The sequence below is a fragment of the Shigella sp. SIG3 genome, assembly GCF_053555855.1.
Map to the genome: position 1 here is coordinate 1 of NZ_JBQZXE010000012.1, position 19,829 is coordinate 19,829.

Consider the following 19,829-nt stretch of genomic DNA (forward strand, 5'->3'; position numbering starts at 1 on the left):
GCTGCCCCCGCTCTTCCAGGCATTAAATCCTGAAACCATAGCATCCCAATACCCGCAACAATGCCGATAAATACAGCGTTAAAAAGTTGCAGCGTCATCAACGCCATACGGCTATGAAAGAAAATCAATCCAGTGTAAAACAGCACTCCTGCCACCACTGCAATGACCATCATTCGCCGCTTACCATAACGTTTGACATAGTAGCCAGCCAGAATCATTGCTGGTATTTCCAGTCCAGCTGCCGTCCCCATCAGGAAACCCGCCAGTTTGTCTGGCAATCCTAAATCGCTACTGATCCACAACGGCATATCAATAATGTACATAGTGTTGCAGGTCCACATTAACGTCGAGGCGACAAATAACATCCGTACGTTACTATCCTGCCAGTCACCTTGCATTGATAAAGCATTTTCCGACGGCAGTTCTACCCGCGCCACAGACGGAAGCATAAATGCAATCAATACCAGACTGAGTGTGAATATCCCGGCGGCAATCGAAAACATCACTGTAAAGCCGTAATTCAACGCCAGCATAAAGGCCAGCGGTGGACCGATTACCCATGCCAGAGAAAGCTGCGCACGCATCACCGAGCTAAACATCACCACTTCTCGCGCCGAGTTATCCGCGTATTCCCGCGCCAGAGCAAATAACTGTGGCATTGCCGTATTGGCCAGAGATGCCAGAAGCACACCACAGGTGATAAGCGTCAGATAATGACGATTAAATGCAAACAGTAGCGCATTGCCAATAGCCATCAAACAGCAAAATATAATCAGTTTTCGCCGATCGCCCTGACTGTCAGAACGTTTTGCCAACCAGAGGCTTACGCCGATCCCAGCAATAGCATTCACCGTATAAAAGAGTCCGATCCAGAAAGGTTGCGCGCCAACCTCACGACTCAGAAATAAGCTCAATGTAGGAGCCTGTAGCGCCCCGGCCACCCCCATCATAAAAGCGACCAGCATAAATGCCGCGTAAACACCGTTCATACGGCGAGCCATCGTCATTATCCAGATCATACGTTCCCTTTTTAGCGCGGCGAGAATAAAAAAAACCAGCAGGTATAATCTGCTGGCGGGTGATTTTACACCAATACTCAGTCACACATGATGCAGGCAAGTCAACTTTCAGAATTGCGGTCATCCCACTGCATCAGTCCTTCAAGCATGGTTAATCGTTGTGGGACGCTTAACCAACGCAACCAGCACAACTTCGCTGTCGCGGTAAAATAGTGCTGATAAAACTGACGCATGGGGCATCTCCTTGCTTCATCGTTAGGAATTATTGACTTAATATAGGGAAAATAAAATTGCTGTCTTTTGCGCAGGAGTTCCCCTTTTATGCCATCTGCTCGTCTGCAACAACAGTTCATCCGCCTGTGGCAATGCTGCGAGGGTAAATCGCAGGACACAACGCTCAACGAACTGGCAGCGTTATTGAGCTGCTCGCGTCGTCATATGCGTACCCTGCTCAACACCATGCAGGATCGCGGCTGGCTGACGTGGGAAGCGGAAGTCGGGCGCGGTAAACGCTCGCGTCTGACATTCCTCTATACCGGGCTGGCGCTTCAGCAACAGCGGGCGGAAGACCTGCTGGAGCAGGATCGTATCGACCAACTAGTGCAGTTGGTTGGCGACAAAGCGACTGTGCGGCAAATGCTGGTTTCTCATCTGGGCCGCAGCTTCCGCCAGGGGCGGCACATCCTGCGCGTGCTCTACTATCGTCCGTTGCGTAATCTGCTACCTGGCAGCGCATTGCGCCGTTCCGAAACCCATATTGCCCGGCAAATCTTCAGTTCGCTAACGCGCATAAATGAGGAAAATGGGGAACTGGAAGCAGACATCGCCCACCACTGGCAGCAAATATCACCGCTTCACTGGCGTTTCTTTTTGCGTCCAGGAGTCCATTTTCATCATGGTCGTGAACTGGAAATGGACGACGTGATCGCCTCTTTAAAACGAATCAATACGCTGCCGCTCTATTCGCATATTACGGACATTGTGTCGCCGACGCCCTGGACGCTGGATATCCATCTCACGCAGCCGGACCGCTGGTTGCCGTTACTGCTGGGGCAAGTTCCGGCGATGATCCTGCCGTGCGAATGGGAAACCCTCAGTAACTTTGCCAGCCATCCTATTGGCACCGGTCCGTATGCGGTGATTCGCAACAGCACCAATCAACTGAAAATTCAGGCATTCGATGACTTCTTCGGTTACCGGGCATTAATCGACGAAGTTAACGTCTGGGTTCTGCCGGAAATTGCCGACGAGCCAGCCGGTGATCTGATGCTAAAAGGTCCACAGGGCGAGGAAAAAGAGATTGAAAGCCGCCTGGAGGAAGGTTGCTACTATTTACTGTTCGACAGCCGCACCCATCGCGGGGCGAATCAGCAAGTCAGGGACTGGGTAAGCTATGTGCTTTCTCCAACTAATCTGGTCTATTTCGCTGAGGAACAGTACCAGCAACTGTGGTTCCCGGCTTATGGACTGCTCCCCCGTTGGCACCATGCCCGCACCATAAAGAGCGAAAAACCGGCTGGCCTGGAAAGCCTCACCCTGACCTTTTATCAGGATCACAGTGAGCATCGGGTGATTGCCGGGATCATGCAGCAGATTCTGGCAAGTCACCAGGTCACGCTGGAAATCAAAGAGATCAGCTACGATCAGTGGCATGAAGGAGAGATCGAGAGCGATATCTGGCTTAATAGCGCCAACTTTACGCTGCCGCTGGATTTTTCGCTGTTCGCGCACTTGTGCGAGGTGCCGCTGCTCCAACACTGTATTCCGATCGACTGGCAAGCCGACGCCGCCCGCTGGCGCAATGGCGAAATGAACCTGGCGAACTGGTGCCAGCAACTGGTCGCCAGTAAAGCAATGGTGCCGCTTATCCACCACTGGCTGATCATTCAGGGACAACGCAGTATGCGCGGCCTGCGTATGAATACCCTCGGCTGGTTCGATTTTAAATCAGCGTGGTTTGCGCCACCGGATCCATGATTGCTGGTAGATAACAAAATCACTACACTAACGCCGTTCTCAACGGGGTGCCACGCAAACGCGTGCGCTGAGAAAATACCCGTCGAACCTGATCCGGATAACGCCGGCGAAGGGATTTGAGGCTCCTTCTCAAGTCCTTTGCCACTCTTTTTTGAGGTGCAAAGTGTTAAAAAAATGTCTTCCCCTGCTGTTGCTGTGCACAGCGCCCGTTTTCGCTAAACCCGTTCTGACTGTTTATACCTACGATTCCTTCGCCGCCGACTGGGGGCCTGGTCCAAAGATCAAAAAAGCTTTTGAAGCCGACTGTAACTGCGAACTGAAACTGGTGGCGCTGGAAGATGGCGTTTCGCTTCTCAACCGTCTACGGATGGAAGGCAAAAATAGTAAAGCCGATGTGGTGCTGGGGCTGGATAACAATCTGTTAGACGCCGCCAGTAAAACCGGACTATTTGCCAAAAGCGGTGTGGCAGCGGATGCCGTTAACGTTCCCAGCGGCTGGAATAATGACACTTTCGTCCCGTTTGATTACGGCTATTTCGCCTTCGTCTATGACAAGAACAAACTGAAAAACCCGCCGCAAAGCCTGAAAGAATTGGTTGAGAGCGATCAGAACTGGCGGGTGATTTATCAGGATCCGCGTACCAGCACGCCGGGGCTGGGTCTGCTGTTGTGGATGCAAAAAGTCTATGGCGATGACGCCCCACAAGCCTGGCAAAAACTGGCGAAGAAAACCGTCACGGTCACCAAAGGCTGGAGCGAAGCCTACGGCCTGTTTTTAAAAGGTGAAAGCGATCTGGTACTGAGTTACACCACCTCTCCGGCTTATCACATTCTCGAAGAGAAAAAAGATAACTACGCCGCCGCGAACTTTAGCGAAGGTCACTATCTGCAGGTGGAAGTCGCCGCCCGCACCGCTGCCAGCAAGCAGCCGGAGCTGGCGCAAAAATTCCTCCAGTTTATGGTTTCTCCGGCTTTTCAGAATGCGATCCCAACCGGTAACTGGATGTATCCGGTGGCAAATGTCACGCTGCCTGCCGGGTTTGAACAATTGACCAAACCGGCCACCACGCTGGAGTTCACACCAGCTGAAGTGGCGGCACAACGTCAGGCATGGATTAGCGAATGGCAACGCGCCGTCAGCCGTTAATTCCCGGCTGGTTAATTCCAGGTGTAAGCGCCGCCACGCTGGTGGTAGCGGTTGCGCTCGCGGCGTTTCTCGCCCTGTGGTGGAACGCGCCGCAGGGTAACTGGGTGGCAGTCTGGCAGGACAGCTACCTGTGGCATGTGGTGCGCTTCTCCTTCTGGCAGGCGTTTCTCTCGGCGCTACTCTCTGTCGTACCCGCGATATTCCTCGCCCGCGCCCTCTATCGCAGGCGCTTTCCGGGTCGGCTGGCGCTGTTGCGTCTGTGCGCAATGACCTTGATCCTCCCGGTGCTAGTTGCTGTTTTCGGCATTCTTAGCGTCTATGGTCGTCAGGGCTGGCTGGCATCGCTCTGCCAATCGCTCGGTCTGGAGTGGACCTTTTCGCCCTACGGCCTGCAAGGCATTTTGCTGGCGCACGTATTTTTTAATCTGCCGATGGCGAGCCGCTTATTACTCCAGGCACTGGAAAACATTCCCGGCGAACAACGTCAGCTTGCCGCCCAGCTTGGGATGCGCGGCTGGCATTTTTTCCGCTTCGTCGAATGGCCGTGGCTACGGCGACAAATCCCGCCGGTTGCCGCGCTTATCTTTATGCTCTGTTTCGCCAGCTTCGCCACCGTGCTATCGCTGGGCGGCGGTCCGCAGGCAACCACTATCGAGCTGGCTATTTATCAGGCGCTGAGTTACGACTACGATCCTGCCCGCGCGGCGATGCTGGCGCTGCTCCAGATGGTGTGTTGCCTTGGGCTGGTGCTGTTGAGTCAGCGACTAAGTAAGGCCATTGCGCCCGGCACCACGCTGCTGCAAGGCTGGCGCGATCCGGACGATCGTCTGCATAGCCGCATTTGCGACACGGTGTTAATAGTGCTGGCGCTGCTGCTGTTGCTGCCACCGTTGCTGGCGGTGATCGTCGATGGGGTAAATCGCCAGTTGCCGGAAGTGCTGGCACAACCGGTGCTGTGGCAGGCGCTGTGGACCTCGTTGCGTATTGCGCTGGCGGCAGGTGTATTGTGCGTAGTGCTGACCATGATGCTGCTATGGAGCAGTCGCGAACTGCGGGCGCGGCAGAAAATGCTGGCGGGTCAGGCGCTGGAGATGAGCGGCATGTTGATCCTCGCCATGCCGGGGATTGTGCTGGCTACCGGCTTCTTTTTACTGCTCAACAACACTATCGGCCTGCCACAATCTGCTGACGGCATTGTGATTTTCACCAATGCGTTAATGGCGATCCCTTATGCGCTGAAAGTACTGGAAAACCCGATGCGCGATATCACCGCCCGCTACAGTATGTTGTGTCAGTCGCTGGGCATTGAAGGCTGGTCGCGCTTAAAAGTGGTCGAGCTGCGCGCCCTGAAACGTCCACTGGCGCAGGCGCTGGCTTTTGCCTGCGTGCTGTCGATTGGTGATTTTGGCGTAGTGGCGTTGTTCGGTAACGATGATTTCCGTACCCTGCCGTTTTATCTCTACCAGCAAATTGGCTCCTATCGCAGCCAGGACGGCGCGGTCACCGCGTTAATTCTGCTACTACTCTGTTTTCTGCTGTTTACCGTGATTGAAAAACTACCGGGGCGAAATGTTAAAACTGACTGATATCACCTGGCTTTATCACCATTTGCCGATGCGTTTTAGCTTAACGGTAGAACGCGGCGAGCAGGTGGCAATCCTCGGGCCAAGCGGCGCGGGTAAAAGTACCCTGCTGAATTTGATTGCCGGTTTTCTGACGCCAGCCAGCGGTTCGCTGACTATCGATGGCGTTGATCACACCACGACGCCGCCGTCACGCCGTCCGGTGTCGATGCTGTTTCAGGAGAACAACCTGTTCAGCCACCTGACGGTCGCGCAGAACATCGGGCTGGGGCTAAATCCGGGGTTGAAACTGAACGCGGCACAGCAGGAGAAAATGCACGCGATTGCCCGTCAGATGGGGATTGATAATTTAATGGCGCGGTTACCGGGCGAGCTTTCCGGCGGTCAGCGACAGCGCGTGGCGTTAGCGCGTTGTCTGGTGCGCGAACAGCCGATTTTATTGCTCGATGAACCGTTCTCTGCGCTCGATCCGGCGTTACGTCAGGAGATGCTGACGCTGGTGAGCACGAGCTGCCAGCAGCAAAAAATGACGCTATTGATGGTGTCGCACAGTGTGGAAGATGCGGCGCGGATCGCCACACGCTCGGTGGTGGTCGCCGACGGGCGCATCGCCTGGCAGGGTAAGACTGAAGAATTGTTGAGCGGTAAGGCGAGTGCTTCGGCAATATTGGGGATTACGGGTTAGTATGCACTGTCAGATGCGGCGTGAACACCTTATCCGACCTACGGACAGTGCGTTTTGTAGGCCTGATAAGACGCGGTCAGCGTCGCATGAGGCAACCCGCACAAGACAATCCCCTAAACCCCAACCACTTTACGCAAAATATCGATATACACCGGCATCAACGGGTGGCGAATTAACACCACCAGCGCCACCACGCCGATGGCAGAAATCAACGGCGTCAGCCACAACAAACGGCCGCGCGACAAATAATGACTTAAACGATCGGTTGCTTTACCGCTGCGCCATAACCGCCAGCACAGCCAGCCACCAACCCACAAAAATACCGCCGTCGCCAGCAGCAACCATTTAAACTCGCCGCTCTGCATTCCGGCTGGAATATCGATCGCCGCGCCCGCCAGAATCCCAGGCAGGAAGTAAAACGGTGGCCACAGCAGGCAGCCGATAATATTCGGCGTAATGAATTTTGCCACCGGCAGATCCAGCATTCCCGCCACCATTGGCACCAGCGGACGCGTCGGGCCAACAAAGCGACCGACCAGAATGGTGAACATGCTGTGTTGATGCAACGCATGTTCAGTTTTATCGAGTAATGCTTTGTTTTTCTTCAGAAATGACCAGCGATGCAACGGCTTTTTAAAACGCCAGCCCAGCCAGAAGGAGATCCAGTCGCCCAGCAGACAACCGACAATCCCTGCCAGCCAAGCGTGCCAGAAACTTAACTCGCCGCTGCCAATCAGCGCTCCCAGCCCCGCCATCAGCACCGTACCGGGTAGAATCAAACCGACCAGCGCCAGCGACTCCAGAAAGGCCACCAACACCACCGCCATCAATGAATACACGGTAGATTGGGTAATAAAGTGTTCCAGCAATGCTTGCATAATGTGCCTGTCAAATGGACGAAGCAGGGATTCTGCAAACCCTATGCTACTCCGTCAAGCCGTCAATTGTCTGATTCGTTACCAATTATGACAACTTGACGGCTACATCATTCACTTTTTCTTCACAACCGGCACGGAACTCGCTCGGGCTGGCCCCGGTGCATTTTTTAAATACCCGCGAGAAATAGAGTTGATCGTCAAAACCAACATTGCGACCGACGGTGGCGATAGGCATCCGGGTGGTGCTCAAAAGCAGCTTCGCCTGGCTGATACGTTGGTCCTCGCGCCAGCTTAAGACGCTAATCCCTAACTGCTGGCGGAAAAGATGTGACAGACGCGACGGCGACAAGCAAACATGCTGTGCGACGCTGGCGATATCAAAATTGCTGTCTGCCAGGTGATCGCTGATGTACTGACAAGCCTCGCGTACACGATTATCCATCGGTGGATGGAGCGACTCGTTAATCGCTTCCATGCGCCGCAGTAACAATTGCTCAAGCAGATTTATCGCCAGCAGCTCCGAATAGCGCCCTTCCCCTTGCCCGGCGTTAATGATTTGCCCAAACAGGTCGCTGAAATACGGCTGGTGCGCTTCATCCGGGCGAAAGAAACCCGTATTGGCAAATATTGACGGCCAGTTAAGCCATTCATGCCAGTAGGCGCGCGGACGAAAGTAAACCCACTGGTGATACCATTCGCGAGCCTCCGGATGACAACCGTAGTGATGAATCTCTCCTGGCGGGAACAGCAAAATATCACCCGGTCGGCAGACAAATTCTCGTCCCTGATTTTTCACCACCCCCTGACCGCGAATGGTGAGATTGAGAATATAACCTTTCATTCCCAGCGGTCGGTCGATAAAAAAATCGAGATAACCGTTGGCCTCAATCGGCGTTAAACCCGCCACCAGATGGGCATTAAACGAGTATCCCGGCAGCAGGGGATCATTTTGCGCTTCAGCCATACTTTTCATACTCCCGCCATTCAGAGAAGAAACCAATTGTCCATATTGCATCAGACATTGCCGTCACTGCGTCTTTTACTGGCTCTTCTCGCTAACCCAACCGGTAACCCCGCTTATTAAAAGCATTCTGTAACAAAGCGGGACCAAAGCCATGACAAAAACGCGTAACAAAAGTGTCTATAATCACGGCAGAAAAGTCCACATTGATTATTTGCACGGCGTCACACTTTGCTATGCCATAGCATTTTTATCCATAAGATTAGCGGATCCTACCTGACGCTTTTTATCGCAACTCTCTACTGTTTCTCCATACCCGTTTTTTTGGATGGAGTGAAACGATGGCGATTGCAATTGGCCTCGATTTTGGCAGTGATTCTGTGCGAGCTTTGGCGGTGGACTGCGCCAGCGGTGAAGAGATCGCCACCAGCGTAGAGTGGTATCCCCGTTGGCAAAAAGGGCAATTTTGTGATGCCCCGAATAACCAGTTCCGTCATCATCCGCGTGACTACATTGAGTCAATGGAAGCGGCACTGAAAACCGTGCTTGCAGAGCTTAGCGTCGAACAGCGCGCAGCTGTGGTCGGGATTGGCGTTGACAGTACCGGCTCGACGCCCGCACCGATTGATGCCGACGGTAACGTGCTGGCGCTGCGCCCGGAGTTTGCCGAAAACCCGAACGCGATGTTCGTATTGTGGAAAGACCACACTGCGGTTGAAGAAGCGGAAGAGATTACCCGTTTGTGCCACGCGCCGGGCAACGTTGACTACTCCCGCTATATTGGCGGTATTTATTCCAGCGAATGGTTCTGGGCAAAAATCCTGCATGTGACTCGCCAGGACAGCGCCGTGGCGCAATCTGCCGCATCGTGGATTGAGCTGTGCGACTGGGTGCCAGCTCTGCTTTCCGGTACCACCCGCCCGCAGGATATTCGTCGCGGACGTTGCAGCGCCGGGCATAAATCTCTGTGGCACGAAAGCTGGGGCGGCTTGCCGCCAGCCAGTTTCTTTGATGAGCTGGACCCGATCCTCAATCGCCATTTGCCTTCCCCGCTGTTCACTGACACCTGGACTGCCGATATTCCGGTGGGCACCTTATGCCCGGAATGGGCGCAGTTGGCGCAGGCGCACAGCCTAACGCACTGGTAAAAGTTATCGGTACTTCCACCTGCGACATTCTGATTGCCGACAAACAGAGCGTTGGCGAGCGGGCAGTTAAAGGTATTTGCGGTCAGGTTGATGGCAGCGTGGTGCCTGGATTTATCGGTCTGGAAGCAGGCCAATCGGCGTTTGGTGATATCTACGCCTGGTTTGGTCGCGTACTCGGCTGGCCGCTGGAACAGCTTGCCGCCCAGCATGCGGAACTGAAAGCGCAAATCAACGCCAGCCAGAAACAACTGCTTCCGGCGCTGACCGAAGCATGGGCCAAAAATCCGTCTCTGGATCACCTGCCGGTGGTGCTCGACTGGTTTAACGGTCGTCGCACGCCAAACGCTAACCAACGCCTGAAAGGGGTGATTACCGATCTTAACCTCGCTACCGACACTCCGCTGCTGTTCGGCGGTTTGATTGCTGCCACCGCCTTTGGCGCACGCGCAATCATGGAGTGCTTTACCGATCAGGGGATCGCCGTCAATAACGTGATGGCGCTGGGCGGCATCGCGCGGAAAAACCAGGTCATTATGCAGGCCTGCTGCGACGTGCTGAATCGCCCGCTGCAAATTGTTGCCTCTGACCAGTGCTGTGCGCTCGGTGCGGCGATTTTTGCTGCCGTCGCCGCGAAAGTGCACGCAGACATCCCATCAGCCCAGCAAAAAATGGCCAGTGCGGTAGAGAAAACCCTGCAACCGCGCAGCGAACAGGCACAACGCTTTGAACAGCTTTATCGCCGCTATCAGCAATGGGCGATGAGCGCCGAACAACACTATCTTCCAACTTCCGCCCCGGCACAGGCTGCCCAGGCCGTTGCGACTCTATAAGGACACGATAATGACGATTTTTGATAATTATGAAGTGTGGTTTGTCATTGGCAGCCAGCATCTGTATGGCCCGGAAACCCTGCGTCAGGTCACCCAACATGCCGAGCACGTTGTTAATGCGCTGAATACGGAAGCGAAACTGCCCTGCAAACTGGTGTTGAAACCGCTGGGCACCACGCCGGATGAAATCACCGCTATTTGCCGCGACGCGAATTACGACGATCGTTGCGCTGGTCTGGTGGTGTGGCTGCACACCTTCTCCCCGGCCAAAATGTGGATCAACGGCCTGACCATGCTCAACAAACCGTTGCTGCAATTCCACACCCAGTTCAACGCGGCGCTGCCGTGGGACAGTATCGATATGGACTTTATGAACCTGAACCAGACTGCACATGGCGGTCGCGAGTTCGGCTTCATTGGCGCGCGTATGCGTCAGCAACATGCCGTCGTTACCGGTCACTGGCAGGATAAACAAGCCCATGAGCGTATCGGCTCCTGGATGCGTCAGGCGGTCTCTAAACAGGATACCCGTCATCTGAAAGTCTGCCGATTTGGCGATAACATGCGTGAAGTGGCGGTCACCGATGGCGATAAAGTTGCCGCACAGATCAAGTTCGGTTTCTCCGTCAATACCTGGGCGGTTGGCGATCTGGTGCAGGTGGTGAACTCCATCAGCGACGGCGATGTTAACGCGCTGGTCGATGAGTACGAAAGCTGCTACACCATGACGCCTGCCACACAAATCCACGGCGAAAAACGACAGAACGTGCTGGAAGCGGCGCGTATTGAGCTGGGGATGAAGCGTTTCCTGGAACAAGGTGGCTTCCACGCGTTCACCACCACCTTTGAAGATTTGCACGGTCTGAAACAGCTTCCAGGTCTGCCCGTACAGCGTCTGATGCAGCAGGGTTACGGCTTTGCGGGCGAAGGCGACTGGAAAACCGCCGCCCTGCTTCGCATCATGAAGGTGATGTCAACCGGTCTGCAGGGCGGCACCTCCTTTATGGAGGACTACACCTATCACTTCGAGAAAGGTAATGACCTGGTGCTCGGCTCCCATATGCTGGAAGTCTGCCCGTCGATTGCCGTAGAAGAGAAACCGATCCTCGACGTTCAGCATCTCGGTATTGGTGGTAAGGACGATCCTGCCCGACTGATCTTCAATACCCAAACCGGTCCAGCGATTGTCGCCAGCCTGATTGATCTCGGCGATCGTTACCGTCTGCTGGTTAACTGTATCGACACGGTGAAAACACCGCACTCCCTGCCGAAACTGCCGGTGGCTAATGCACTGTGGAAAGCGCAACCGGATCTGCCAACTGCTTCCGAAGCGTGGATCCTCGCTGGTGGCGCGCACCATACCGTCTTCAGCCATGCGCTGAACCTCAACGATATGCGCCAGTTCGCCGAGATGCACGACATTGAAATCACGGTGATTGATAACGACACCCGCCTGCCAGCGTTTAAAGACGCACTGCGCTGGAACGAAGTGTATTACGGATTTCGTCGCTAAGTAGCCACATCAGGTATGTAACGCCTGATGCGACGCTGACTCGTCTTATCTGGCCTACACGCTGCGATTTTGTAGGCCGGATAAGCAAAGCGCATCCGGCATTCAACGCCTGATGCGACGCTGGCGCGTCTTATCAGGCCTACGCGCTGCGATTTTGTAGACCGGATAAGCGAAGCGCATCCGGCACGAAGGAGTCAACATGTTAGAAGATCTCAAACGCCAGGTATTAGAAGCCAACCTGGCGCTGCCAAAACACAACCTGGTCACGCTCACATGGGGCAACGTCAGCGCCGTTGATCGCGAGCGCGGCGTCTTTGTGATCAAACCTTCCGGCGTCGATTACAGCGTCATGACCGCTGACGATATGGTCGTGGTTAGCATCGAAACCGGTGAAGTGGTTGAAGGTACGAAAAAGCCCTCCTCCGACACGCCAACTCACCGGCTGCTCTATCAGGCATTCCCCTCCATTGGCGGCATTGTGCATACGCACTCGCGCCACGCCACCATCTGGGCGCAGGCGGGTCAGTCGATTCCAGCAACCGGCACCACCCACGCCGACTATTTCTACGGCACCATTCCCTGCACCCGCAAAATGACCGACGCAGAAATCAACGGCGAATATGAGTGGGAAACCGGTAACGTCATCGTAGAAACCTTTGAAAAACAGGGTATCGATGCAGCGCAAATGCCCGGCGTTCTGGTCCATTCCCACGGCCCGTTTGCATGGGGCAAAAATGCCGAAGATGCGGTGCATAACGCCATCGTGCTGGAAGAGGTCGCTTATATGGGGATATTCTGCCGTCAGTTAGCGCCGCAGTTACCGGATATGCAGCAAACGCTGCTGGATAAACACTATCTGCGTAAGCATGGCGCGAAGGCATATTACGGGCAGTAATGACTGTATAAAACCACAGCCAATCAAACGAAACCAGGCTATACTCAAGCCTGGTTTTTTGATGGATTTTCAGCGTGGCGCAGGCAGGTTTTATCTTAACCCGACACTGGCGGGACACCCCGCAAGGGACAGAAGTCTCCTTCTGGCTGGCGACGGACAACGGGCCGTTGCAGGTTACGCTTGCACCGCAAGAGTCCGTGGCGTTTATTCACGCCGATCAGGTTCCCCGCGCTCAGCATATTTTGCAGGGTGAACAAGGCTTTCGTCTGACACCGCTGGCGTTAAAGGATTTTCACCGCCAGCCGGTGTATGGCCTTTACTGTCGCGCCCATCGCCAATTGATGAATTACGAAAAGCGCCTGCGTGAAGGTGGCGTTACCGTCTACGAGGCCGATGTGCGCCCGCCAGAACGCTATCTGATGGAGCGGTTTATCACCTCACCGGTGTGGGTCGAGGGTGATATGCACAATGGCACTATCGTTAATGCCCGTCTGAAACCGCATCCCGACTATCGTCCGCCGCTCAAGTGGGTTTCTATAGATATTGAAACCACCCGCCACGGTGAGCTGTACTGCATCGGCCTGGAAGGCTGCGGGCAGCGCATCGTTTATATGCTGGGGCCGGAGAATGGCGACGCCTCCTCGCTTGATTTCGAACTGGAATACGTCGCCAGCCGCCCGCTGCTGCTGGAAAAACTCAACGCCTGGTTTGCAAACCACAATCCCGATGTGATCATCGGCTGGAACGTGGTGCAGTTCGATCTGCGAATGCTGCAAAAACATGCCGAGCGTTACCGTCTTCCGCTGCGTCTTGGGCGCGATAATAGCGAGCTGGAGTGGCGCGAGCACGGCTTTAAAAACGGCGTCTTTTTTGCCCAGGCTAAAGGTCGGCTAATTATCGACGGTATCGAGGCGCTGAAATCCGCGTTCTGGAATTTCTCTTCATTCTCGCTGGAAACTGTCGCTCAGGAGCTATTAGGCGAAGGAAAATCTATCGATAACCCGTGGGTTCGAATGGACGAAATTGACCGCCGTTTCGCCGAAGATAAACCTGCGCTGGCAACTTATAACCTGAAAGATTGCGAGCTGGTGACGCAGATCTTCCACAAAACTGAAATCATGCCATTTTTACTCGAACGAGCAACGGTGAACGGCCTGCCGGTGGATCGGCACGGCGGTTCGGTGGCAGCGTTTGGTCATCTCTATTTTCCGCGAATGCATCGCGCTGGTTATGTCGCGCCTAATCTCGGCGAAGTGCCGCCGCACGCCAGCCCTGGCGGCTACGTGATGGATTCACGGCCAGGGCTTTATGATTCAGTGCTGGTGCTGGACTATAAAAGCCTGTACCCGTCGATCATCCGCACCTTTCTGATTGATCCCGTCGGGCTGGTTGAAGGCATGGCGCAACCTGATCCAGAGCACAGTACCGAAGGTTTTCTCGATGCCTGGTTCTCACGGGAGAAACATTGCCTGCCGGAGATTGTGACTAACATCTGGCACGGGCGCGATGAAGCCAAACGTCAGGGTAATAAGCCGCTTTCGCAGGCGCTGAAGATCATTATGAATGCCTTTTATGGCGTGCTCGGCACCACCGCCTGCCGCTTCTTCGATCCGCGCCTGGCATCGTCGATCACCATGCGTGGTCATCAGATCATGCGGCAGACCAAAGCATTGATTGAAGCGCAGGGCTACGACGTTATCTACGGAGATACCGACTCGACTTTTGTCTGGCTAAAAGGTGCACATTCGGAAGAAGAGGCGGCGAAAATCGGTCGTGCACTGGTGCAGCACGTTAACGCCTGGTGGGCGGAAACGCTGCAAAAACAACGGCTGACCAGCGCATTAGAACTGGAGTATGAAACTCATTTCTGCCGTTTTCTTATGCCAACCATTCGCGGAGCTGATACCGGCAGTAAAAAGCGCTACGCCGGGCTGATTCAGGAGGGCGACAAGCAGCGGATGGTGTTTAAAGGGCTGGAAACCGTGCGCACCGACTGGACGCCGCTGGCCCAGCAGTTTCAGCAGGAGCTGTACCTGCGTATCTTCCGCAACGAGCCATATCAGGAGTACGTCCGCCAAACCATCGACAAACTGATGGCGGGTGAACTGGATGCGCGGCTGGTTTACCGTAAACGCCTTCGCCGTCCGCTGAGCGAATATCAGCGTAATGTTCCGCCTCATGTACGCGCCGCTCGCCTTGCCGATGAAGAAAATCAAAAGCGCGGTCGCCCCTTGCAATATCAGAATCGCGGCACCATTAAGTACGTATGGACCACCAACGGCCCGGAGCCGCTGGACTACCAACGTTCACCACTGGATTACGAACACTATCTGACCCGCCAGCTACAACCCGTGGCGGAGGGAATACTCCCTTTTATTGAGGATAATTTTGCTACACTTATGACCGGGCAACTTGGGCTATTTTGAGCAAAAAAAGAGTTCGCCAGATACCATTTTGATGCGTGACGAATGCTTTGCCATCCAGTACCATAGCGCCCTTTCCATTCCTGGACCTGAATAACACCACTACCTCATAAGCACGGTAGCGGGTGGTTATTGCCTGCAATTAAAGATATAGAGCCGAACACATATGCCTTTTACACTTGGTCAACGCTGGATCAGCGATACAGAAAGCGAATTGGGACTTGGAACCGTTGTCGCGGTGGATGCGCGAACTGTCACTTTACTTTTCCCATCTACTGGTGAAAACCGTCTGTACGCACGCAGTGATTCCCCCGTGACCCGCGTGATGTTCAACCCTGGTGATACCATTACCAGCCATGACGGCTGGCAGATGCAAGTCGAAGAAGTAAAAGAAGAAAATGGCTTGCTGACCTATATCGGTACTCGCCTGGATACTGAAGAGTCCGGCGTAGCCCTGCGTGAAGTTTTCCTTGATAGCAAACTGGTGTTCAGCAAACCGCAGGACCGTCTGTTTGCCGGGCAGATTGACCGTATGGACCGCTTTGCGCTGCGTTATCGCGCGCGTAAGTATTCCAGCGAACAGTTCCGTATGCCGTACAGCGGCCTGCGCGGTCAGCGTACCAGCCTGATCCCGCATCAGCTCAACATCGCTCATGATGTTGGTCGCCGCCACGCGCCGCGCGTCCTGCTGGCTGACGAAGTGGGTTTAGGGAAAACCATTGAAGCCGGGATGATCCTGCATCAGCAACTGCTCTCTGGCGCTGCTGAACGTGTGCTGATTATCGTCCCGGAAACCTTACAGCATCAGTGGCTGGTAGAAATGCTGCGCCGTTTCAACCTGCGCTTTGCTCTGTTTGATGATGAGCGTTATGCCGAAGCTCAGCACGATGCTTACAACCCGTTTGACACCGAACAGCTGGTGATTTGCTCGCTGGATTTTGCCCGTCGTAGCAAACAGCGCCTGGAACATCTCTGTGAAGCCGAATGGGACCTGCTGGTGGTCGATGAAGCGCATCACCTGGTGTGGAGCGAAGATGCGCCAAGCCGTGAATATCAGGCCATTGAACAACTGGCAGAGCACGTGCCGGGCGTTCTGCTGCTGACCGCGACCCCGGAACAGCTGGGGATGGAAAGCCACTTCGCCCGTCTGCGTCTGCTGGACCCGAACCGTTTCCACGATTTTGCGCAGTTCGTTGAAGAGCAGAAAAATTATCGTCCGGTTGCGGACGCCGTTGCCATTCTGCTGGCAGGTAACAAACTGAGCAATGACGAACTGAACATGCTCGGCGAGATGATCGGCGAGCAGGATATCGAGCCGCTGTTGCAGGCAGCAAACAGCGACAGCGAAGATGCCCAGAGCGCCCGTCAGGAGCTGGTTTCGATGCTGATGGATCGCCACGGCACCAGCCGCGTGCTGTTCCGTAACACGCGTAACGGTGTGAAAGGATTCCCGAAACGCGAGCTGCACACCATTAAGCTGCCGCTACCGACGCAGTATCAGACGGCTATTAAAGTCTCCGGCATTATGGGCGCACGTAAAAGTGCGGAAGATCGTGCTCGCGATATGCTCTACCCGGAGCGTATTTATCAGGAATTTGAAGGTGATAACGCCACCTGGTGGAACTTCGATCCGCGCGTTGAGTGGCTGATGGGCTACCTGACCAGCCATCGCTCTCAGAAAGTGCTGGTGATCTGCGCCAAAGCTGCCACTGCGCTGCAACTGGAGCAGGTACTGCGCGAACGTGAAGGTATTCGCGCTGCGGTGTTCCACGAAGGTATGTCGATTATCGAACGTGACCGCGCTGCCGCCTGGTTTGCCGAAGAAGACACCGGCGCACAGGTACTGCTGTGCTCAGAAATCGGTTCTGAAGGACGTAACTTTCAGTTCGCCAGCCACATGGTGATGTTTGACCTGCCATTCAACCCGGATCTACTGGAGCAGCGTATTGGTCGTCTGGATCGTATCGGCCAGGCGCACGATATTCAGATCCATGTGCCTTATCTGGAGAAAACCGCTCAGTCGGTGCTGGTGCGCTGGTATCACGAAGGTCTGGATGCATTTGAGCACACCTGCCCGACCGGACGCACTATTTACGATAGCGTATACAACGATCTGATTAACTATCTGGCTTCACCGGATCAAACCGAAGGCTTTGACGATCTGATCAAAAGCTGCCGCGAGCAACATGAAGCGCTGAAAGCACAGCTGGAACAGGGTCGTGACCGCCTGCTGGAAATCCACTCCAACGGTGGCGAAAAAGCCCAGGCACTGGCAGAAAGCATTGAAGAGCAGGATGACGATACCAACCTGATCGCCTTCGCCATGAACCTGTTCGATATTATCGGTATCAATCAGGACGATCGCGGCGACAACATGATCGTGCTGACGCCGTCCGATCATATGCTGGTGCCGGACTTCCCTGGCCTGTCGGAAGATGGCATCACCATCACCTTTGATCGTGAAGTGGCGCTGGCGCGTGAAGATGCACAGTTTATTACCTGGGAGCATCCGCTGATCCGCAACGGTCTGGATCTGATCCTTTCTGGCGATACCGGTAGCAGCACGATTTCACTGTTAAAAAACAAAGCGTTGCCGGTAGGTACGCTGTTGGTGGAACTGATTTATGTGGTTGAAGCCCAGGCTCCGAAGCAGTTGCAGCTCAACCGCTTCCTGCCACCGACGCCGGTACGTATGCTGCTGGATAAAAACGGCAACAACCTGGCGGCGCAGGTAGAGTTTGAAACCTTTAACCGCCAGCTTAACGCGGTTAACCGTCACACCGGCAGCAAACTGGTTAACACCGTGCAGCAGGATGTTCACGCTATCCTTCAACTGGGTGAAGCGCAGATCGAGAAATCTGCCCGTGCATTGATTGATGCAGCGCGTAACGAAGCCGACGAAAAACTGTCTGCCGAGCTGTCTCGTCTGGAAGCTCTGCGTGCAGTGAACCCGAACATTCGTGACGACGAACTGACCGCCATTGAGAGCAACCGTCAGCAGGTAATGGAAAGCCTGGATCAGGCAGGTTGGCGTCTGGATGCCCTGCGTTTGATCGTTGTAACGCATCAGTAACGGAGCCGAAAATGGGGATGGAAAACTACAATCCACCGCAGGAACCCTGGTTGGTTATCCTGTATCAGGATGACCATATTATGGTGGTCAACAAGCCGAGCGGTTTGTTGTCAGTGCCGGGTCGTCTGGAAGAGCACAAAGACAGCGTGATGACGCGCATTCAGCGTGATTATCCGCAGGCAGAATCGGTGCATCGTCTGGATATGGCTACCAGCGGCGTGATTGTAGTGGCGCTGACCAAAGCCGCGGAGCGGGAGTTAAAACGCCAGTTCCGCGAGCGCGAGCCGAAAAAGCAGTATGTGGCCCGCGTCTGGGGGCATCCATCCCCCGCAGAAGGTCTGGTGGATCTGCCGCTGATTTGCGACTGGCCAAACCGCCCGAAACAGAAAGTCTGTTACGAAACGGGTAAACCTGCGCAGACGGAATATGAAGTGGTGGAGTATGCGGCGGATAACACGGCAAGAGCGGTGTTAAAACCGATTACCGGGCGTTCGCATCAATTGCGTGTGCATATGCTGGCGCTGGGGCATCCGATTCTCGGCGATCGTTTTTATGCATCACCAGAAGCGAGAGCGATGGCACCGCGTTTGTTGCTACATGCAGAGATGTTGACGATTACCCATCCGGCGTATGGCAATAGTATGACGTTTAAAGCGCCAGCGGATTTTTAATCGTCACGCTGGCGCAGTTCGGTAGGCGGATAAGGCGTTCACGCCGCATCCGGCAATTGTGCGCCGATTGCCTGATGCGACGCGGGCCGCGTCTTATCAGGCCTACAGTTTAAAACTTATTTAAACCCTTTCTGCTGCTTTATCAGCTCATATGCCTGCTGAATTTCCTGCGCTTTCTGCTTCGCCATCTCCATCATCTCAGGCGGCAAACCTTTCGCCACCAGCTTATCGGGATGGTGTTCACTCATCAGCTTACGGTAGGCACGTTTGATGGTGGTCGCATCATCCGTCGGCTTCACGCCCAGCACATTACAGGCATCTTCCAGCGTCGGGCCACGCTGCGCTTGCTGCCAGTTACCACCGCCAGATTGCTGCTGATAACCGCCGCCAAACTGTGCACCGCCCTGCATCATGCGCAAAAACTGGTCAAACTGGGCGCGGGAGATCCCTAATTCTTCAGCAATGACATACAGCACCGCCCGTTCATTCGGGTGCAGTGAACCATCAGCAAACGCCGCCTGAATCTGGATCTCCAGAAACATACGAATTAAGTCAAAACGACCAAAGCAGACACTGCGAAACTGGCGCATCTTTTCGCGCAGCGGGTAATTATCTGATTTTCCCACCCGGAACGCGTTTTGCGCCGCAGTACGGGAAGCGCCATGAAGGTTCATTCGGTCCATCAACTGGCTGGCGATATGAATATCAGCCTCCGTGACGCGACCTTTGGATTTGGTTAAATGCCCCATCACTTCAAAAGTGGTGGCAAAAAACAGCGCCTGACGCTCACGCTGGTTGGCGAACCACGCCATTTTACGGCTACGGGCTTTATCAAACATATGGCCAATTAACAGGCCTAACACTACGCCCCAAAAGCCGCCGCCCATCAGTAAGGCCACGGCCACGCCAATGATTTTTCCCCAATACTGCATATATTCCCCAAATCGACACACGGATATCAGGGCTATCTCCCACAATATAAAGGTGCTTTTACCGTTTTCCGGCTGCGGTCAATTGTGGGACATC

General features: G+C 54.5%; 14 protein-coding genes, 1 pseudogene and 1 riboswitch. Of the genes and pseudogenes, 10 read left to right on the forward strand and 5 right to left on the reverse strand.

Annotation, left to right across the window (positions count from 1 at the left end; translation table 11 throughout):
• Both setA and sgrT read right to left on the reverse strand, forming a co-directional pair.
• Nucleotides 1–1,019, reverse strand: a 1,019-nt coding sequence (gene setA / locus ACUU1I_RS04380) for a sugar efflux transporter SetA (RefSeq protein WP_032156898.1), incomplete at its 3' end; no start/stop codon positions are given.
• A gap of 101 nt (nt 1,020–1,120) precedes the next feature.
• The gene (sgrT, locus tag ACUU1I_RS04385; RefSeq protein WP_001248770.1) at nt 1,121–1,252 is read right to left on the reverse strand and encodes a glucose uptake inhibitor SgrT; all 132 of its coding nucleotides are present in this window, start codon (nt 1,250–1,252) and stop codon (nt 1,121–1,123) included.
• An 88-nt stretch (nt 1,253–1,340) separates the two neighbouring features.
• Here sgrT and sgrR point away from each other — a divergent pair, with 88 nt between their 5' ends.
• From sgrR to thiQ, 4 genes are all read left to right on the forward strand, one after another.
• Complete coding sequence (gene sgrR / locus ACUU1I_RS04390; RefSeq protein ID WP_005065968.1) at nt 1,341–2,996, forward strand: DNA-binding transcriptional regulator SgrR; 1,656 nt, start codon at nt 1,341–1,343, stop codon at nt 2,994–2,996.
• A 33-nt stretch (nt 2,997–3,029) separates the two neighbouring features.
• A riboswitch (TPP riboswitch) is annotated at nt 3,030–3,129 on the forward strand.
• Between the two features lie 30 nt (nt 3,130–3,159).
• Nucleotides 3,160–4,143, forward strand: a complete 984-nt coding sequence (gene thiB / locus ACUU1I_RS04395; RefSeq protein WP_005065963.1) for a thiamine ABC transporter substrate binding subunit — start codon at nt 3,160–3,162, stop codon at nt 4,141–4,143.
• The gene (thiP, locus tag ACUU1I_RS04400; protein ID WP_000235706.1) at nt 4,119–5,729 is read left to right on the forward strand and encodes a thiamine/thiamine pyrophosphate ABC transporter permease ThiP; all 1,611 of its coding nucleotides are present in this window, start codon (nt 4,119–4,121) and stop codon (nt 5,727–5,729) included. Before thiB ends, thiP begins: the two co-directional genes overlap by 25 nt.
• The gene (gene thiQ, locus ACUU1I_RS04405; protein WP_000916288.1) at nt 5,713–6,411 is read left to right on the forward strand and encodes a thiamine ABC transporter ATP-binding protein ThiQ; all 699 of its coding nucleotides are present in this window, start codon (nt 5,713–5,715) and stop codon (nt 6,409–6,411) included. Before thiP ends, thiQ begins: the two co-directional genes overlap by 17 nt.
• Before the next feature lie 113 nt (nt 6,412–6,524).
• Here thiQ and ACUU1I_RS04410 read toward each other — a convergent pair whose 3' ends face one another.
• Nucleotides 6,525–7,289 carry a DedA family protein gene (locus ACUU1I_RS04410; protein ID WP_001148403.1) on the reverse strand — a complete coding sequence of 255 codons (765 nt, stop codon included), beginning with the start codon at nt 7,287–7,289 and terminating at the stop codon, nt 6,525–6,527.
• Nucleotides 7,290–7,374: 85 nt separating this feature from the next.
• Nucleotides 7,375–8,253: an arabinose operon transcriptional regulator AraC gene (gene araC / locus ACUU1I_RS04415; RefSeq protein WP_005065955.1), complete on the reverse strand. Its 879-nt coding sequence runs from the start codon at nt 8,251–8,253 to the stop codon at nt 7,375–7,377.
• A gap of 338 nt (nt 8,254–8,591) precedes the next feature.
• Here araC and araB point away from each other — a divergent pair.
• The 6 genes and pseudogenes from araB (at nt 8,592) to rluA (ending at nt 18,803) form a co-directional block, all read left to right on the forward strand.
• Nucleotides 8,592–10,228, forward strand: a pseudogene (araB, locus tag ACUU1I_RS04420) (ribulokinase).
• 10 nt (nt 10,229–10,238) lie between these two features.
• Nucleotides 10,239–11,741, forward strand: coding sequence for an L-arabinose isomerase (araA, locus tag ACUU1I_RS04425; protein WP_000151746.1), 1,503 nt, complete (start codon nt 10,239–10,241; stop codon nt 11,739–11,741).
• A gap of 199 nt (nt 11,742–11,940) precedes the next feature.
• Nucleotides 11,941–12,636 carry an L-ribulose-5-phosphate 4-epimerase gene (araD, locus tag ACUU1I_RS04430; protein WP_000888666.1) on the forward strand — a complete coding sequence of 232 codons (696 nt, stop codon included), beginning with the start codon at nt 11,941–11,943 and terminating at the stop codon, nt 12,634–12,636.
• A 74-nt stretch (nt 12,637–12,710) separates the two neighbouring features.
• The gene (polB, locus tag ACUU1I_RS04435; protein ID WP_000035614.1) at nt 12,711–15,062 is read left to right on the forward strand and encodes a DNA polymerase II; all 2,352 of its coding nucleotides are present in this window, start codon (nt 12,711–12,713) and stop codon (nt 15,060–15,062) included.
• A gap of 163 nt (nt 15,063–15,225) precedes the next feature.
• The gene (gene rapA / locus ACUU1I_RS04440) at nt 15,226–18,132 is read left to right on the forward strand and encodes an RNA polymerase-associated protein RapA (protein WP_001116992.1); all 2,907 of its coding nucleotides are present in this window, start codon (nt 15,226–15,228) and stop codon (nt 18,130–18,132) included.
• 11 nt (nt 18,133–18,143) lie between these two features.
• Nucleotides 18,144–18,803: a bifunctional tRNA pseudouridine(32) synthase/23S rRNA pseudouridine(746) synthase RluA gene (rluA, locus tag ACUU1I_RS04445; RefSeq protein ID WP_000525171.1), complete on the forward strand. Its 660-nt coding sequence runs from the start codon at nt 18,144–18,146 to the stop codon at nt 18,801–18,803.
• Between the two features lie 116 nt (nt 18,804–18,919).
• Here rluA and djlA read toward each other — a convergent pair whose 3' ends face one another.
• Nucleotides 18,920–19,735: a co-chaperone DjlA gene (gene djlA / locus ACUU1I_RS04450; protein WP_001200573.1), complete on the reverse strand. Its 816-nt coding sequence runs from the start codon at nt 19,733–19,735 to the stop codon at nt 18,920–18,922.
• Between the last annotated feature and the right edge of the window lie 94 nt (nt 19,736–19,829).

What these genes read in the sequence shown, in the direction of transcription:
- thiQ (WP_000916288.1), top strand. Translation starts at nt 5,713, where the DNA reads ATGTTAAAACTGACTGATATCACCTGGCTTTATCACCATTTGCCGATG.
- araA (WP_000151746.1), top strand. Translation starts at nt 10,239, where the DNA reads ATGACGATTTTTGATAATTATGAAGTGTGGTTTGTCATTGGCAGCCAG.
- ACUU1I_RS04410 (WP_001148403.1), bottom strand. Translation starts at nt 7,289, where the DNA reads ATGCAAGCATTGCTGGAACACTTTATTACCCAATCTACCGTGTATTCA.
- araC (WP_005065955.1), bottom strand. Translation starts at nt 8,253, where the DNA reads ATGGCTGAAGCGCAAAATGATCCCCTGCTGCCGGGATACTCGTTTAAT.
- sgrR (WP_005065968.1), top strand. Translation starts at nt 1,341, where the DNA reads ATGCCATCTGCTCGTCTGCAACAACAGTTCATCCGCCTGTGGCAATGC.
- sgrT (WP_001248770.1), bottom strand. Translation starts at nt 1,252, where the DNA reads ATGCGTCAGTTTTATCAGCACTATTTTACCGCGACAGCGAAGTTGTGC.
- djlA (WP_001200573.1), bottom strand. Translation starts at nt 19,735, where the DNA reads ATGCAGTATTGGGGAAAAATCATTGGCGTGGCCGTGGCCTTACTGATG.
- thiP (WP_000235706.1), top strand. Translation starts at nt 4,119, where the DNA reads ATGGCAACGCGCCGTCAGCCGTTAATTCCCGGCTGGTTAATTCCAGGT.
- rapA (WP_001116992.1), top strand. Translation starts at nt 15,226, where the DNA reads ATGCCTTTTACACTTGGTCAACGCTGGATCAGCGATACAGAAAGCGAA.
- araD (WP_000888666.1), top strand. Translation starts at nt 11,941, where the DNA reads ATGTTAGAAGATCTCAAACGCCAGGTATTAGAAGCCAACCTGGCGCTG.
- rluA (WP_000525171.1), top strand. Translation starts at nt 18,144, where the DNA reads ATGGGGATGGAAAACTACAATCCACCGCAGGAACCCTGGTTGGTTATC.